Source organism: uncultured Limimaricola sp. (assembly GCF_964022235.1).
Classification (GTDB): domain Bacteria; phylum Pseudomonadota; class Alphaproteobacteria; order Rhodobacterales; family Rhodobacteraceae; genus Limimaricola.
The window spans coordinates 12,837-26,651 of sequence record NZ_CAXHZL010000016.1; the positions used below are offsets into that span (position 1 = coordinate 12,837).

General features: G+C 64.8%; 15 protein-coding genes. 10 read left to right on the top strand and 5 right to left on the bottom strand.

All coding sequences use genetic code 11. The features are described from left to right. Nucleotides 1–56 precede the first annotated feature (56 nt). The 10 genes from AADJ02_RS16615 (at nucleotide 57) to aat (ending at nucleotide 10,500) form a co-directional block, all read left to right on the top strand. Nucleotides 57–1,400, top strand: a complete 1,344-nt coding sequence (locus AADJ02_RS16615) for a substrate-binding protein (RefSeq protein ID WP_341214123.1) — start codon at nucleotides 57–59, stop codon at nucleotides 1,398–1,400. A gap of 115 nt (nucleotides 1,401–1,515) precedes the next feature. Next, nucleotides 1,516–2,547, top strand: a complete 1,032-nt coding sequence (locus tag AADJ02_RS16620) for a branched-chain amino acid ABC transporter permease (RefSeq protein WP_341214124.1) — start codon at nucleotides 1,516–1,518, stop codon at nucleotides 2,545–2,547. 3 nt (nucleotides 2,548–2,550) lie between these two features. Beyond that, a complete protein-coding gene (locus tag AADJ02_RS16625) occupies nucleotides 2,551–3,759 on the top strand; it encodes a branched-chain amino acid ABC transporter permease (RefSeq protein WP_341214125.1) in 1,209 nt (402 codons plus the stop codon). A gap of 11 nt (nucleotides 3,760–3,770) precedes the next feature. Beyond that, complete coding sequence (locus AADJ02_RS16630; protein WP_341214126.1) at nucleotides 3,771–4,529, top strand: ABC transporter ATP-binding protein; 759 nt, start codon at nucleotides 3,771–3,773, stop codon at nucleotides 4,527–4,529. A gap of 16 nt (nucleotides 4,530–4,545) precedes the next feature. Further along, nucleotides 4,546–5,301, top strand: a complete 756-nt coding sequence (locus AADJ02_RS16635; protein ID WP_341214127.1) for an ABC transporter ATP-binding protein — start codon at nucleotides 4,546–4,548, stop codon at nucleotides 5,299–5,301. A 16-nt stretch (nucleotides 5,302–5,317) separates the two neighbouring features. Continuing rightward, entirely contained in the window at nucleotides 5,318–7,282 is a 1,965-nt protein-coding gene (acs, locus tag AADJ02_RS16640) for an acetate--CoA ligase (RefSeq protein WP_341214128.1), read from the top strand. Nucleotides 7,283–7,403: 121 nt separating this feature from the next. Further along, the gene (locus AADJ02_RS16645; protein ID WP_341214129.1) at nucleotides 7,404–7,865 is read left to right on the top strand and encodes a hypothetical protein; all 462 of its coding nucleotides are present in this window, start codon (nucleotides 7,404–7,406) and stop codon (nucleotides 7,863–7,865) included. A gap of 111 nt (nucleotides 7,866–7,976) precedes the next feature. Next, nucleotides 7,977–8,477 carry an acetyl-CoA carboxylase biotin carboxyl carrier protein gene (gene accB, locus AADJ02_RS16650; protein ID WP_341214130.1) on the top strand — a complete coding sequence of 167 codons (501 nt, stop codon included), beginning with the start codon at nucleotides 7,977–7,979 and terminating at the stop codon, nucleotides 8,475–8,477. A gap of 5 nt (nucleotides 8,478–8,482) precedes the next feature. Continuing rightward, entirely contained in the window at nucleotides 8,483–9,832 is a 1,350-nt protein-coding gene (gene accC, locus AADJ02_RS16655) for an acetyl-CoA carboxylase biotin carboxylase subunit (RefSeq protein ID WP_341214131.1), read from the top strand. A gap of 14 nt (nucleotides 9,833–9,846) precedes the next feature. After that, on the top strand, nucleotides 9,847–10,500 hold the full coding sequence (aat, locus tag AADJ02_RS16660) for a leucyl/phenylalanyl-tRNA--protein transferase (protein WP_341214132.1): 654 nt from the start codon (nucleotides 9,847–9,849) through the stop codon (nucleotides 10,498–10,500). On the opposite strand, the gene AADJ02_RS16665 is transcribed toward aat, so the two are convergent. The 5 genes from AADJ02_RS16665 to AADJ02_RS16685 form a co-directional block, all read right to left on the bottom strand. Beyond that, a complete protein-coding gene (locus AADJ02_RS16665) occupies nucleotides 10,464–10,820 on the bottom strand; it encodes a DUF2155 domain-containing protein (RefSeq protein ID WP_341214186.1) in 357 nt (118 codons plus the stop codon). The two genes, aat and AADJ02_RS16665, sit on opposite strands and share 37 nt — an antisense overlap. Continuing rightward, nucleotides 10,817–11,200, bottom strand: coding sequence for an NADH:ubiquinone oxidoreductase subunit NDUFA12 (locus AADJ02_RS16670; RefSeq protein WP_341214133.1), 384 nt, complete (start codon nucleotides 11,198–11,200; stop codon nucleotides 10,817–10,819). The genes AADJ02_RS16665 and AADJ02_RS16670 overlap by 4 nt, the downstream gene beginning before the upstream one ends. A gap of 67 nt (nucleotides 11,201–11,267) precedes the next feature. Then, the gene (locus AADJ02_RS16675; protein ID WP_341214134.1) at nucleotides 11,268–11,642 is read right to left on the bottom strand and encodes a Rid family hydrolase; all 375 of its coding nucleotides are present in this window, start codon (nucleotides 11,640–11,642) and stop codon (nucleotides 11,268–11,270) included. 4 nt (nucleotides 11,643–11,646) lie between these two features. Continuing rightward, nucleotides 11,647–12,912 carry an ATP-dependent Clp protease ATP-binding subunit ClpX gene (clpX, locus tag AADJ02_RS16680; RefSeq protein WP_341214135.1) on the bottom strand — a complete coding sequence of 422 codons (1,266 nt, stop codon included), beginning with the start codon at nucleotides 12,910–12,912 and terminating at the stop codon, nucleotides 11,647–11,649. Between the two features lie 148 nt (nucleotides 12,913–13,060). Then, nucleotides 13,061–13,702, bottom strand: a complete 642-nt coding sequence (locus AADJ02_RS16685) for an ATP-dependent Clp protease proteolytic subunit (protein ID WP_341214136.1) — start codon at nucleotides 13,700–13,702, stop codon at nucleotides 13,061–13,063. Nucleotides 13,703–13,815: the final 113 nt, after the last annotated feature.

Consider the following 13,815-nt stretch of genomic DNA (forward strand, 5'->3'; position numbering starts at 1 on the left):
GCGCCGGGCGGAGGAGGTTCAGCGCGCATCGACCGGAATATCAGGGAGGAGACCACATGAGACGACAGAACTTCTCGCGGCGCGGCCTTTTGAAGACCGGCGCGGTGGGCGGCGCGGGTCTGGCGATGCCGACGATCTTCGCTTCCAGCGCATCGGCCTTCACCAACAATCCCACCGGATCGTCGGTGACGCTCGGCTTCAACGTGCCGCTGACCGGCGCCTATGCCGACGAGGGCGCCGACGAGTTGCGGGCGCTGGAGCTGGCGGTCGAGCATCTCAACGGCGGCGGCGACGGCGGCATGCTGCAGACCTTCTCGTCGAAGGCGCTCGACGGCACCGGCATCCTTGGCAAGAAAGTCGAGTACGTCACCGGCGACGACCAGACCAAGTCCGACGTCGCCCGCGCCACGGCGCAGTCGATGATCCAGAAGGACGGCGCGGTGATGATCACCGGCGGCTCCTCCTCGGGCACGGCGATCGCGGTGCAGGGCCTGTGCCAAGAAGCCGGCGTGATCTTCATGGCCGGTCTCACCCACTCCAACGACACCACGGGCAAGGACCGCAAGGCCAACGGCTTCAGGCACTTCTTCAACGCCTACATGTCAGCCCAGGCGCTGGCGCCTGTGCTGCAGGGTCTCTACGGCACCGATCGCAAGGCTTACCACCTGACCGCCGACTACACCTGGGGCTGGACCCAGGAGGAATCGATCGCCGCGGCGACCGAGGCTATGGGCTGGCAGACTGCCGAGAAGGTGCGCACGCCGCTCGGCGCCGGGGATTTCTCGTCCTATATCGCGCCGGTGCTGAACTCCGGCGCCGATATCCTCGTGCTGAACCACTACGGCGGGGACATGGTGAACTCGCTGACGCAGGCGGTGCAGTTCGGCCTGCGCGACCGGCAGGCCAACGGCAAGGACTTCCAGATCGTGGTGCCGCTCTACTCCGAACTGATGGCGCGCGGCGCCGGTCAGGCGATCAAGGGCATTCCCGGCTCGCAGAACTGGGACTGGAAGCTCGACGACGCCGGCACCAAGGCCTTCGTGAAGAGCTTCGGCGAGAAGTATGGCTTCCCGCCGAGCCAAGCCGCGCACACCTGTTACGTGCAAACGCTGCTCTATGCCGACGCGGTGGCGCGGGCGGGCGACTTCAACCCCTGCGCCGTGGTCGAGGCGCTCGAGGGCTACGAGTTCGACGGGCTGGGCAACGGCCCGACCCTGTACCGCGCCGAGGACCACCAGTGCTTCAAGGACGTGGTGGTGGTGAAGGGCGCCGAGAACCCGCAGGATGAGTTCCACCTTGTGGAGATCGTCGAAGTCACGCCGACCGAGCAGGTCACCTACCCGCCTGACCACCCGATGTTCGCGGGCGGTGCGCTGGGCGAGTGCAACCCGGGCGCCTGACGCCCACTCCCGAGACAGCCGGCCGCGCATCCCGCGGCCGGCCCCTCCCGACGCGCGCCCGTGAGCGGCGCGCGACCGGGGGCGGTTTGAGCATCCTCATACATGGACGGGGACCATGGACGCCATTTTCATCCAGATTCTGAACGGGCTCGACAAGGGATCAGCCTATGCGCTGATCGCGCTCGGCCTGACCCTCATCTTCGGCACGCTGGGCGTGGTGAACTTCGCCCATGGCGCGCTGTTCATGATCGGCGCCTTCTGCGCCGTGACGCTGCAGAAGATCCTGACCATCAGCGTCACCACCATCGACCCCGAAAAGACCGACTTCCTCGGCAACCCATTGAAGGTGCAGACGCCCTATGTCGAGAACTGGTTCGGCCCCGAGATCGGCGCCGCCATCGTCGACTGGGCGGTGCCGCTGGCGATCGTTCTGGCGATCCCGGTAATGGTGCTGGTCGGCTTCGTGATGGAGCGCGGCCTGATCAAGCATTTCTACAAGCGCCCCCACGCCGACCAAATCCTCGTGACCTTTGGCCTCGCCATCGTGCTGCAGGAGGTGATCAAGTATTTCTACGGGGCCAACCCGATCCCGACACCCGCGCCCAGCGCGTTCCGCGGCAGCCTCGACATCGGCGCCTGGTTCGGCTTTGACCCGTTCACCATCATCTACCCCTACTGGCGGCTGGTCTATTTCTTCTTCGCCGGCTCGATCATCGCCGGTGTCTTTGCCTTCTTGCAATTCACCACCTTCGGCATGGTGGTCCGTGCCGGCATGGCCGACCGAGAGACCGTGGGTCTCTTGGGCATCGACATCGACAAGCGCTTCACGCTGATGTTCGGCCTAGCGGCCGCCGTCGCGGGGCTTGCCGGCGTCATGTACACGCCGATCCTCAGCCCCAACTACCACATGGGCATGGATTTTCTGGTGTTGAGCTTCGTGGTGGTCGTGGTGGGCGGCATGGGAAGCCTGCCCGGCGCGGTGCTCGCGGGCTTCCTCTTGGGCATCCTGCAGAGTTTCGCCTCGATGAACGAAGTGAAATCGCTGCTGCCCGGCATCGACCAGATCATCATCTACCTTGTCGCCATCGTCATTCTGCTGACCCGTCCGCGGGGCCTGATGGGCCGCCGTGGCGTGATGGAGGAATAAGCCATGCTCGGACTTGAGCGCAGAGACACCCTTCTCCTGATCGCGGTGGCCGTCATCACGCTGTTCGCCCCGATCATCCTCAACCCCTTCCCGGCGGGATCGGCGCTGGCGCAGTTCAACGCGGGTTACCCCGACCTGATGCAGCGCTTCGTGATCTTCGGGATCTTCGCCATCGGCTTCAACATCCTGTTCGGCCTGACCGGATACCTCTCCTTTGGCCACGCGGCCTTTCTCGGGATCGGCTCCTACTCGGCCGTGTGGATGTTCAAGCTTTTGTCGATGAACGTGATCCCGGCCATTTTGCTGTCGATCCTCATGGCGGGCGTCTTCGCCCTCGTGATCGGATTTGTCAGCTTGCGGCGATCCGGTATCTACTTCTCGATCCTGACGCTGGCCTTCGCGCAGATGAGCTACAACCTTGCCTACTCGGTGCTCACCCCAATCACCAACGGCGAGACCGGCTTGCAACTCACCCTGTCGGACCCGCGCATCCTCGACGGCGCCTCCACCGGTGGCCTGCCGGTCACCTCGCTCTTCGGAGCCGAGATGCGCGACTCCACCACGCTTTTCGTGGGGCCCTGGTCCTGGGACTTCTCGGTCGGCTACTACTTCTGCGCGCTGCTGATGCTCGTGGCTTTCTACATCTCGGTGCGGATCTTCCGCTCGCCCTTCGGCATGATGCTGCGGGCGGTGAAGTCGAACCAGCAGCGGATGAACTACACCGGTCTCAACACCCGCCCTTATACCCTCGCGGCCTTTGTGATCTCGGGCATGTATGCCGGTCTCGCGGGGGGTCTTCTGGCGGCGATGGACCCGCTTGCGGGCGCCGACCGGATGCAGTGGACCGCCTCCGGCGAGGTTGTGCTTATGACCATCCTCGGCGGTGCGGGCACGCTGATCGGGCCGGTGCTCGGCGCAGGCTTCATCAAGTACTTCGAGAACATCTTCTCGAAGATCAACGACGGCATCCTGCACCAGTGGTTCGCCTTCATGCCCGACGGGCTGGAGAACGCCATCGTCGCCATCATCCACCCCTTCATCGGCAAGGGCTGGCACCTGACGCTGGGTCTGCTGTTCATGCTCGTCGTCATCTTCCTGCCCGGTGGTCTGGTCGAGGGCGCGCAGCGGACGGGACGTCTGTTCCGCCGCCGCGACAAGAACGCCGATCAAGTGGAATCCGACGCCGCGCGCCAGCGCGCCGCCGCTGAATAAGGAGCGCCACCATGGGCATTCTCGAAGTCAAAGGCGTCAACAAGCGCTTCGGCGGCCTGCAGGCGCTGGGCGATGTGAACCTCTCCATCAAGGAGAACACCGTCCACGCCATCATCGGACCCAACGGGGCGGGCAAGTCGACCCTGCTCAACTGCCTCGTCGGCAAGCTGATCCCCGACTCCGGCTCGGTCATGTTCGACGGCCAGTCTGTGCTTGGCCGCAAGCCGCACGAGATCAATCAGATGGGCATCTCCCGCGTGTTTCAGACGCCCGAGATCTTCGCCGATCTCACGGTGCTGGAAAACGTGATGATCCCCTGCTTTGCGCGGCGCGACGGCGCGTTCCGGCTGCATGCCTATGAGACGGTACGCGCAGAGCGCGAGATCCGCGAGCAGGCCGAGGAGATGCTCGCGGACGTCAACATGCTCGACAAGCGGGGCATGACCGCAGCGAGCCTGTCGCGCGGCGACAAGCGGCGGCTGGAGATGGCGATGTGCCTCGTCCAGAAGCCCAAGCTGCTCCTGCTCGACGAGCCGACGGCGGGCATGGCGCGGGCCGACACCAACAACACCATCGACCTGCTGAAAGAGATCAAGTCCAAGCGCGACATCACCATGGCAATCATCGAGCACGACATGCACGTCGTGTTCTCCCTGGCCGAGCGGATCACCGTGCTCGCTCAAGGCACGCCGCTGGTCGAGGAAACGCCCGAGAACATCAAGGGTCACCCCAAGGTGCGCGAAGCCTACTTGGGCGAAGCGCAAGTCTGAACGCGGGAGCGAGAACATGGCAGAGACAGCGACCTACGACCGCGATCGCAACAGCGCGGCGACCCATCCCAAGTTCCTCTCGGTCTGGGACATCCAAGCCTATTATGGTGAAAGCTACATCGTCCAAGGCGTCAGCTTCGACATCCACGAAGGCGAGATCCTGGCGCTTCTGGGCCGCAATGGCGCGGGCAAGACCTCGACCCTGCGCACCATCGCCCGGCTCGACGACCCGGCGCTCAAGCACGGCGAGATCTGGCTCGACCACAAGCCGCTGCACAAGATGAAGGCGCATGAGGCGGCCTCCAACGGCATTGCGCTGGTCCCCGAAGACCGGCGCATCATCCCCGGCCTCACGGTCGAGGAGAACCTGCAACTGGCGCAGATCGCGCCCCCCGTGGGCTGGTCGCTGGAGCGGATCTACGGTTTGTTCCCGCGCCTCAAGGAGCGCCGCAAGCAAGAGGGCGTCACCCTCTCGGGTGGCGAGCAGCAGATGTTGGCCATCGCTCGCGCGCTGGCCCGCGACATCAAGGTGCTGCTGCTGGACGAACCCTACGAAGGTCTCGCTCCCGTGATCGTGCAGGAAATTGCTAAGACCCTGAACGTGATTAGGGATCAGGGGATCACCACGATCATCGTGGAGCAGAACGCCGTTGCCGCGCTCAAGCTCGCGGATCGGGCGGTGATCCTTGACACGGGCTCGGTCGTCTATGACGGATCGGCACAGGAGGTGCTCGAGGACGAGGCGTTGCGCCAGCGATATCTCGCGATCTGAGCACGAGGGAGAGAGAATGAAGGATCAGCTCATGACACCGCAGCTTCACGAGCCGAGCAAGGACACCGTCGCCCGCGCCCACTTCGACCGGGCGGGATATGACCGGATGTACGCGCAATCGATGCAGGACCCCGAGGGCTTCTGGGCCGAACAGGGCAAACGCCTCGACTGGATCAAGCCCTACTCCAAGGTCAAGGACACCAACTTCACGCTGGGCGAAGTCTCGATCAAGTGGTTCGAGGACGGCACGCTCAACGTCGCGGCGAACTGCATCGACCGCCATCTCGCCACGCGCGCCGATCAGACCGCGATCATCTGGGAGCCGGATGACTCCGAAACCGAAGCACAGCACATCAGCTACCGGCAACTGCACGCAGAGGTCTGCCGCTTTGCCAACGTGCTCAAGAAGATGGGCGTGCAGAAGGGTGACCGCGTCGTCATCTACATGCCGATGATCCCCGAGGCCGCCTATGCGATGCTGGCCTCGGCCCGGATCGGCGCGATCCATTCGGTGGTCTTCGCGGGGTTTTCGCCAGACGCGCTGTCGTCGCGCGTCACCGGCTGCGACGCCAAGGTGGTGATCACCGCCGACGAGGCACCGCGCGGCGGCCGCAACACCCCGCTCAAGACCAACGCCGACAAGGCCTTTGCCAAGTGTCCCGAAGGCACGCAAATGCTCGTGGTGCGACGCACCGGCGGCAAGGTCGAGATGGTCGAGGGCCGCGATCACTGGCTGCACGAGATGCAGAGCGACGTCTCCGATGACTGCCCCTGCGAGGAAATGGGAGCCGAGGACGAGCTGTTCATCCTCTACACCTCCGGCTCCACCGGCCAGCCCAAGGGCGTGGTTCATACCACCGGGGGCTATCTTGCCTTTGCGGCGATGACGCACCAGTTCACCTTCGATTACCACGACGGCGACGTCTACTGGTGCACGGCGGATGTCGGCTGGGTCACCGGTCACAGCTACATCGTCTATGGCCCGCTGGCCAATGGCGGCACCACGCTGATGTTCGAGGGCGTGCCGACATGGCCCGACGCCTCGCGCTTCTGGAAGGTCTGTGAAAAGCACAAGGTGAACCAGTTCTACACCGCCCCTACCGCCATCCGCGCGCTGATGGGCAAGGGCGAGAGTTGGGCTACGGGCTGCGATCTGTCATCGCTCAAGGTGCTGGGCACGGTGGGCGAGCCGATCAACCCCGAGGCTTGGGAGTGGTACGACCGCGTCATCGGCAAGGGAAAGGTGCCGATCGTCGACACCTGGTGGCAGACCGAGACCGGTGGCCACATGATCACTTCGCTGCCCGGGGCCATCGCGACCAAGCCCGGCTCGGCCACCCTGCCAGTCTTCGGTGTCAAACCCGTTGTGCTCGACCCGCAATCGGGTGTCGAGATCGAGGAGACCGAAGCCGAGGGCGTGCTTGCCATCGCCGACAGCTGGCCGGGGCAGATGCGCACCATCTGGGGCGATCACGACCGCTTCGAGAAGACTTATTTCTCCGACTACAAGGGCTATTACTTCTCAGGCGACGGCTGTCGCCGCGACGCGGATGGCTACTACTGGATCACCGGCCGCGTCGACGACGTGATCAACGTGTCGGGCCACCGCATGGGCACGGCCGAGGTCGAGAGCGCGCTCGTGGCGCACAAGGCCGTCTCCGAAGCCGCCGTGGTCGGCTATCCCCACGAGATCAAGGGTCAGGGCATCTATGCCTACGTCACCTTGATGGAGGGGGCTGAGGCCACCGACGAGCTGCGCAAGGAGCTTGAGACCTGGGTGCGTCAGGAAATCGGGCCGATCGCCAAGCCCGACTGCATCCAATGGGCGCCGGGTCTGCCCAAGACCCGCTCGGGAAAGATCATGCGCCGCATCCTGCGCAAGATTGCCGAGAACGACTACGGCAGCCTCGGCGACATCTCGACTTTGGCCGAACCGCAGGTGGTCGACGATCTGATCGCCAACCGCATGAACCGAAGCTGATCACGGTTTCAGGAGGGAGGGGCAGCGGTGACGCTGGCCCTCCCCCGGTACCGCTTCGCAGTTTCTTCACAATTTCCTGCCAGGATCGATTCCATTGCGACCCCTGATTCGGGAGCTTTGAATGGAATCCCTAAGACCGATGCCGGTTCTGCCCGGCCCGACCCTCTCGGCCCACTTACGCGTCCCAACCGAAACTCTGCCCGCCTCGGCCCCCCGGCCGGATGCGCCGCCCGTCACGCGCGCTGAGGCCCCGGCCGTCATCGCGCCGCGTCCGCCCGATCAGGCCCGCATGGGCCTCGTTCAGGCAGCGCTGCTCGGTAGTGGCGATCCTGCAAAGGATTACTCCCCCGAACGAGCGCTCAAGCCTTGGGGCGTTACCATGCTCCCCGACAGCGAACGCGCGCAGGAACGACGCGAGGCCGACCTCGCCCGCGAACGACAGGCCGCGCTTGCGCCGCCTGTGCCCGAACCGGGCGATGAGATCGACGTCGCACGGCTCGACGCCGTGATGGGCGCACCCGTGCAAGACAATGCCCCGCAGAGCCTTGCGAGCGAAACCGAACCACCGCCTGCAACCGATTGACGCCGCGCCGCTGCGATGGTCGGTCGCGGCCTGCTTTCCTCGTCCGGCGAACCGGCGTATAAGCCCCCGGAACTGCTGCCCGGACGGGCGCTATACGAGGGGCCCAGAGACATGAGCGACACGACCAGCCACGACAGCGACGTCAGCTTCATCCGCGCGCTGGCGGAACTGTTGAACCAAAATGATCTGACCGAGCTTCAGGTCAAGCGAGACTATGGCGAGAACGACAGCCTGAACGTCCGCGTCAGCCGCGCCCGCGAAGTGGTCCAGCAGATCGCCATGCCGCAGGCTTCGGCCGCACCGGCAGCACCCACAGCCCCGATGGCCGCAGCCGCCCCCGCCGCAGCAGCGACCGCTTCGGACGATCCGGCGAGCCATCCCGGTGCCGTGACCTCGCCCATGGTCGGCACCGCCTACCTTCAGGCCGAGCCCGGCACGCCCGCCTTCGTGACCCCCGGCGCGCAGGTGAAGGAGGGCGACACCGTCCTCATCATCGAGGCCATGAAGACCATGAACCAGATCCCCGCGCCCCGCTCTGGCACGGTCAAACGCATCCTCGTCGAGGATGGCAGCCCGGTCGAGTTCGGCGCGCCCCTGATGATCATCGAGTGAGCCCCATGTTCGACAAGATCCTCATCGCCAATCGCGGCGAAATCGCGCTCAGGGTCGTGCGCGCCGCGCGCGAGATGGGCATCAAGAGCGTCGCGGTGCATTCGACCGCCGATTCGGACGCCATGCACGTGCGCATGGCCGATGAGGCGATCTGCATCGGGCCGCCGCCCTCGTCGCAGTCCTATCTGTCCTTCCCCGCGATCCTCTCGGCTTGCGAGATCACCGGCGCGCAGGCGATCCATCCCGGCTACGGCTTCCTGTCCGAAAACGCCGCCTTCGTGCAGGCAGTCGAAGACCATGGGCTGACCTTCATCGGCCCCTCGGCCGAGCACATTCGCATGATGGGCGACAAGATCACCGCCAAGGACACGATGAAGGCGCTTGGCGTGCCTTGCGTGCCCGGCTCGGACGGCGGCGTGCCGACTGTCGAGGCCGCTCGCAAGGTCGCCGCCGAGATCGGTTATCCGGTGATCATCAAGGCTACCGCCGGTGGCGGCGGGCGCGGCATGAAGGTCGCCAAGACCGAGGCCGAGATCGAACGTGCTTTCCAGACCGCGCGGTCCGAATCCAAGGCCGCCTTCGGCAACGACGAGGTCTACATCGAGAAGTACCTCACCACGCCGCGCCACATCGAGATTCAGGTCTTCGGTGACGGCAAGGGCCGTGCGGTGCACTTGGGCGAGCGCGACTGCTCGCTGCAACGGCGTCACCAGAAGGTGCTCGAGGAGGCCCCCGGCCCCTGCATCACGCAAGAACTGCGCGACCGCATCGGCAAGGTCTGCGCCGAGGCCGTGGCCAAGATCGGCTATTCCGGAGCGGGCACGATCGAGTTCCTGTTCGAAAACGACGAGTTCTATTTCATCGAGATGAACACCCGTCTGCAGGTGGAGCATCCGGTGACCGAGGCGATCTTCGGTGTCGATCTGGTGCGCGAGCAGATCCGCGTCGCCGCTGGCCTGCCGATGTCGTTCGTTCAGGAAGACCTGCACATTCGTGGCCATGCCATCGAGGTGCGGATCAATGCCGAGAAGCTGCCGAACTTCGCGCCCTGCCCGGGCCGGATCACGCAGTACCACGCCCCCGGCGGTCTTGGCGTGCGCATGGACAGCGCACTCTACGACGGCTACCGGATCCCGCCCTATTACGACAGCTTGATCGCCAAGCTGATCGTGCATGGTTCGGATCGCGCGGAGGCACTGGCGCGTCTCAACCGTGCCTTGGGCGAGCTGATCGTCGACGGCGTCGACACCACGGTGCCGCTGCACCATGCGCTCTTGGGCGAACCCAACATTCTCTCGGGCGACTACAACATCCACTGGCTCGAGCACTGGCTCGAGCAGACGTTGCAAGGGTAAGGCGGGGGCCGCGCATGTCCTCGCGGCCCGAGCCCCGGCTCACGCCAGAGCTGCTGCTGCATGGCTACGCGCAGGGCGTGTTTCCGATGGCTGAAAGCAGGGACGACCCGGAGATCTTCTGGGTCGACCCGCGTCAGCGCGGTGTCCTGCCTCTGAACGGCCTGCGCCTCTCGCGCAGCCTTGCGCGGCGCATGCGGCGGGGCGGCTTCGAGATCATCGTGAACGGCGATTTCGAGGCTGTGGTCGCAGGCTGCGCCGACCGGTCCGAAACCTGGATCAACGCAGAGATCTTCGATCTGTACACGAGCCTGCATCGCATGGGTTTTGCCCATTCGGTCGAGGTGCGCCACGAGGGCCAGCTTACCGGCGGCATCTATGGAGTCACGCTGGGGGGGGCGTTCTTCGGCGAGAGCATGTTCTCGCGCCGCACCGACGCGTCAAAACTCGCGATGGTCTGGCTTGTGGATCGGCTGCGGCTGGGAGGCTTCACGCTATTCGATGCGCAGTTCCTGACGCCGCATCTGGCCAGCCTGGGCTTTGTGGAGATCCCGCGCGCGCGCTACCGCGCAGCATTGGCGACCGCGCTGGAACGACCGGGGGACTTTGTCGCACCCGGTGCCCCAGCTCCGGTTCAGGAGGTCCTGCAGCGCAACGCCCAAACGTCGTAGCGCGGGTGATCCATCGCGTTGAGCGCGGGCGCCGAGGCAATCATCCAGCCCTGAAACACCGGCGCCTCAATCTTCTGATAGCGCACGATCAGACGCTCATAGGCGTCGCCCGCCGGATTGTCGGCAGGGTAGCGGCATTCGTCGAGTTCAATCGACAGGTGGCCGACCGTGGCCGTCTCGCCCGCTGCGAGATCGAGATCGGTGACCACGCCGGTGATCTTGTCGAGCACGCGCAACACGCCGCCCGGGGCCTGCGCCGCCTGCTGGGCACTCGCGGGGGCCGCGAGGAGCGCCAGCACCACGGCCGCTGCGCGGATCATTCGGGCTGCCACGCGTCATAATCCTTGGAGACGACAGGGGCCGCGCGACGGATCGAACCCGCGGGCGCATAGGCCTGCGCCGTGCCGGTGTGGTTCGGCTCGTGCGCCTTCTCCCAAGGGCGGTGGACCAGCGGACGGGTGGTCGGCGGCTCGTTCCAGGTCCGGTGCAGCCAGCCGTGCCATTCGGGATCGATGCGGCTCGCCTCGATCTCACCGTTGAAGATGACCCAACGTTTGGAGTCGTCCGCATTGCGATAGAAAATGTTGCCCTGCCGGTCCTCGCCCACCTTCTCACCCTTGCGCCAGGTGAAAAGTTGGGTGCCAAAGGTCTGACCGTCCCACCAGGTGAAGATGCGCTTGAGAGTGCTGCCGAGGCTCATGACTGGTCTCCTGTCCTGCGCCCCGTCATGCCGCAAAGCGGACCCGAGGTCCAGTGGTCAGCGGGCCTCAGCGCAGCCGCGCCGTGACCTCGATCTCGATCCGCATCTCAGGCTGCATCAGCCCACATTCGATCATCGTCGCAGCCGGGGCCGCGGCACCCCATGCGGCCCGCAGATAGGGCCAGCAGGCCGGAAACTCGGTCCGATCAGGCAGCATGTAGGTGACACGCACCACGCGCTCCATGCCCGATCCCGCCGCCTCCAGCGCCGCGGCGACATTGGCCAGAGCGGCCTTGCACTGCGCCTCGATCCCATCGGGAAGGGTCATGGTCGCATAGTCGTAACCGGTGGTGCCAGACACGAAGACCCACCCATCGCAAAGGACGGACCGGCTGTAGCCGATCCGTCCCTCGAATTCAGATCCTGACGTGAAGCGCTCCAAGCGCTCAGCTCGCCGAGGCGGCCTCTTTCTTGGCCCCGTCGGCGTGGATCATCAGCGGCTTGCCATCGCCCACCGCCTCCTCATTGACGACCACCTCGGTGACGCTGTCGAGGCTCGGCAGTTCGAACATGGTGTCGAGCAGGATGCCCTCCATGATCGACCGCAGGCCCCGCGCACCGGTCTTGCGCTCGATCGCCTTGCGCGAGATCGCCTTGAGCGCGTCCTCGGTAAAGGTCAGCTTGGTGTCCTCGATGTCGAACAGTCGCTGGTACTGCTTGACCAGCGCGTTCTTGGGCTGGGTCAGGATCGTGACGAGGGCCTCTTCGTCGAGGTCGGTCAGCGTCGCAATCACCGGCAGACGACCGACAAACTCGGGGATCAGGCCGAATTTCAGCAGGTCCTCGGGCTCCAGATCGCCGAAGATCTCGCCGACGCCACGGTCGTCCTGACCACGCACATCGGCGTTGAAGCCCATGGCCGAGCCCTTGCCACGCTGCGCGATGATCTTGTCGAGACCCGCAAAGGCACCGCCACAGATGAACAGGATGTTCGTGGTGTCGACCTGCAGGAACTCCTGCTGCGGATGCTTGCGCCCACCCTGTGGCGGCACGGAGGCCACGGTGCCCTCCATGATCTTCAAAAGCGCCTGCTGCACCCCCTCGCCCGAAACATCGCGGGTGATCGAAGGGTTGTCGGACTTGCGGGTGATCTTGTCGACCTCGTCGATATAGACGATGCCGCGCTGCGCCCGCTCGACGTTGTACTCGGAGGCCTGCAGCAGCTTGAGGATGATGTTCTCGACATCCTCGCCGACGTAGCCCGCTTCGGTCAGCGTCGTCGCATCCGCCATGGTGAAGGGCACGTCGAGGATGCGAGCCAACGTCTGCGCGAGCAGCGTCTTGCCACAGCCGGTCGGGCCGATCAGCATGATGTTGGACTTCGACAGCTCGATATCGCTGGCCTTGGCCGCGTGGTTGAGCCGCTTGTAGTGGTTGTGGACCGCAACCGACAGCACGCGCTTGGCATGCAACTGGCCGATCACGTAATCGTCGAGCACATCGCAGATCTCGCGCGGCGTCGGGACGCCCTCGGCCGATTTCAGGCCGGAGCCCTTTGTCTCTTCGCGGATGATGTCCATGCACAGCTCGACGCATTCGTCGCAGATGAACACGGTCGGCCCCGCGATGAGCTTGCGCACTTCGTGCTGACTCTTGCCGCAAAAGCTGCAGTAGAGCGTGTTTTTGCTGTCGCCGCCGGACGTGCTTGCCATATCGAACCCCCGGGCCATCGGCCCTGCTGTCATCTCTCTCGGACTGCCCTTGTAGGAACGATAGGGCAGCCATTTCGCGGCCACAACGCCAAAATCCCGGCGCGGCGGTGGCGGTCACCCCCTGTCGAGGGGGTGACCCAGCGTCGGATCAACCGGCGGTGTTGGGCGTCTTTTCGTCGCCCTGCGCGCGGCTGGTCAGGATTTCGTCGATCAGCCCCCAATCGCGCGCCTCGGTCGGCGACATGAAGTTGTCGCGCTCAAGTGCCGCTTCGACCTTTTCGAGCGGCTGGCCGGTGTGCTCAACATAGATTTCGTTGAGCCGGTTCTTAAGCTTCTGGGTTTCTTGGGCGTGGATCATGATGTCCGTCGCCTGACCCTGATAGCCACCCGAGGGCTGGTGCACCATCACGCGGGAGTTGGGCAGCGAGAAACGCATGCCTTTTTCACCGGCGGTCAGCAGCAGAGAGCCCATCGAGGCCGCCTGCCCGATCACCAGGGTCGAGACCTTGGGCCGGATGTACTGCATCGTGTCATAGATCGACAGGCCGGAGGTGACGACACCGCCGGGGCTGTTGATGTACATCGAGATTTCTTTTTTCGGGTTCTCGGCCTCGAGGTGCAGCAGCTGCGCGACGATGAGCTGGCTCATGCCATCGTGCACCGGGCCGTTCACGAAGATCACGCGCTCTTTGAGCAGCCGCGAGAAGATGTCGTAGGCGCGCTCGCCCCGGCTGGTCTGTTCGACCACCATCGGCACGAGGTTCATGTAGGTCTCAACGGGATCGTGCATCTGCTCTGCCTTTTCGGGAACGCTTGCGTCTCGTACGGAACTTGTCGTGACAGAGTCTTAGTGGTCCCATCGGGGGGATTCAACTGCACCGCCCCATGCAGTAGATGGGAAGG

Coding starts and splice junctions, on each gene's coding strand:
- AADJ02_RS16685 (WP_341214136.1), bottom strand. CDS start 13,702: ATGCACGATCCCGTTGAGACCTACATGAACCTCGTGCCGATGGTGGTC.
- AADJ02_RS16665 (WP_341214186.1), bottom strand. CDS start 10,820: ATGATCCGCGCAGCGGCCGTGGTGCTGGCGCTCCTCGCGGCCCCCGCG.
- accC (WP_341214131.1), top strand. CDS start 8,483: ATGTTCGACAAGATCCTCATCGCCAATCGCGGCGAAATCGCGCTCAGG.
- clpX (WP_341214135.1), bottom strand. CDS start 12,912: ATGGCAAGCACGTCCGGCGGCGACAGCAAAAACACGCTCTACTGCAGC.
- AADJ02_RS16670 (WP_341214133.1), bottom strand. CDS start 11,200: ATGAGCCTCGGCAGCACTCTCAAGCGCATCTTCACCTGGTGGGACGGT.
- accB (WP_341214130.1), top strand. CDS start 7,977: ATGAGCGACACGACCAGCCACGACAGCGACGTCAGCTTCATCCGCGCG.
- AADJ02_RS16625 (WP_341214125.1), top strand. CDS start 2,551: ATGCTCGGACTTGAGCGCAGAGACACCCTTCTCCTGATCGCGGTGGCC.
- aat (WP_341214132.1), top strand. CDS start 9,847: ATGTCCTCGCGGCCCGAGCCCCGGCTCACGCCAGAGCTGCTGCTGCAT.
- acs (WP_341214128.1), top strand. CDS start 5,318: ATGAAGGATCAGCTCATGACACCGCAGCTTCACGAGCCGAGCAAGGAC.
- AADJ02_RS16615 (WP_341214123.1), top strand. CDS start 57: ATGAGACGACAGAACTTCTCGCGGCGCGGCCTTTTGAAGACCGGCGCG.
- AADJ02_RS16635 (WP_341214127.1), top strand. CDS start 4,546: ATGGCAGAGACAGCGACCTACGACCGCGATCGCAACAGCGCGGCGACC.
- AADJ02_RS16630 (WP_341214126.1), top strand. CDS start 3,771: ATGGGCATTCTCGAAGTCAAAGGCGTCAACAAGCGCTTCGGCGGCCTG.
- AADJ02_RS16645 (WP_341214129.1), top strand. CDS start 7,404: ATGGAATCCCTAAGACCGATGCCGGTTCTGCCCGGCCCGACCCTCTCG.
- AADJ02_RS16620 (WP_341214124.1), top strand. CDS start 1,516: ATGGACGCCATTTTCATCCAGATTCTGAACGGGCTCGACAAGGGATCA.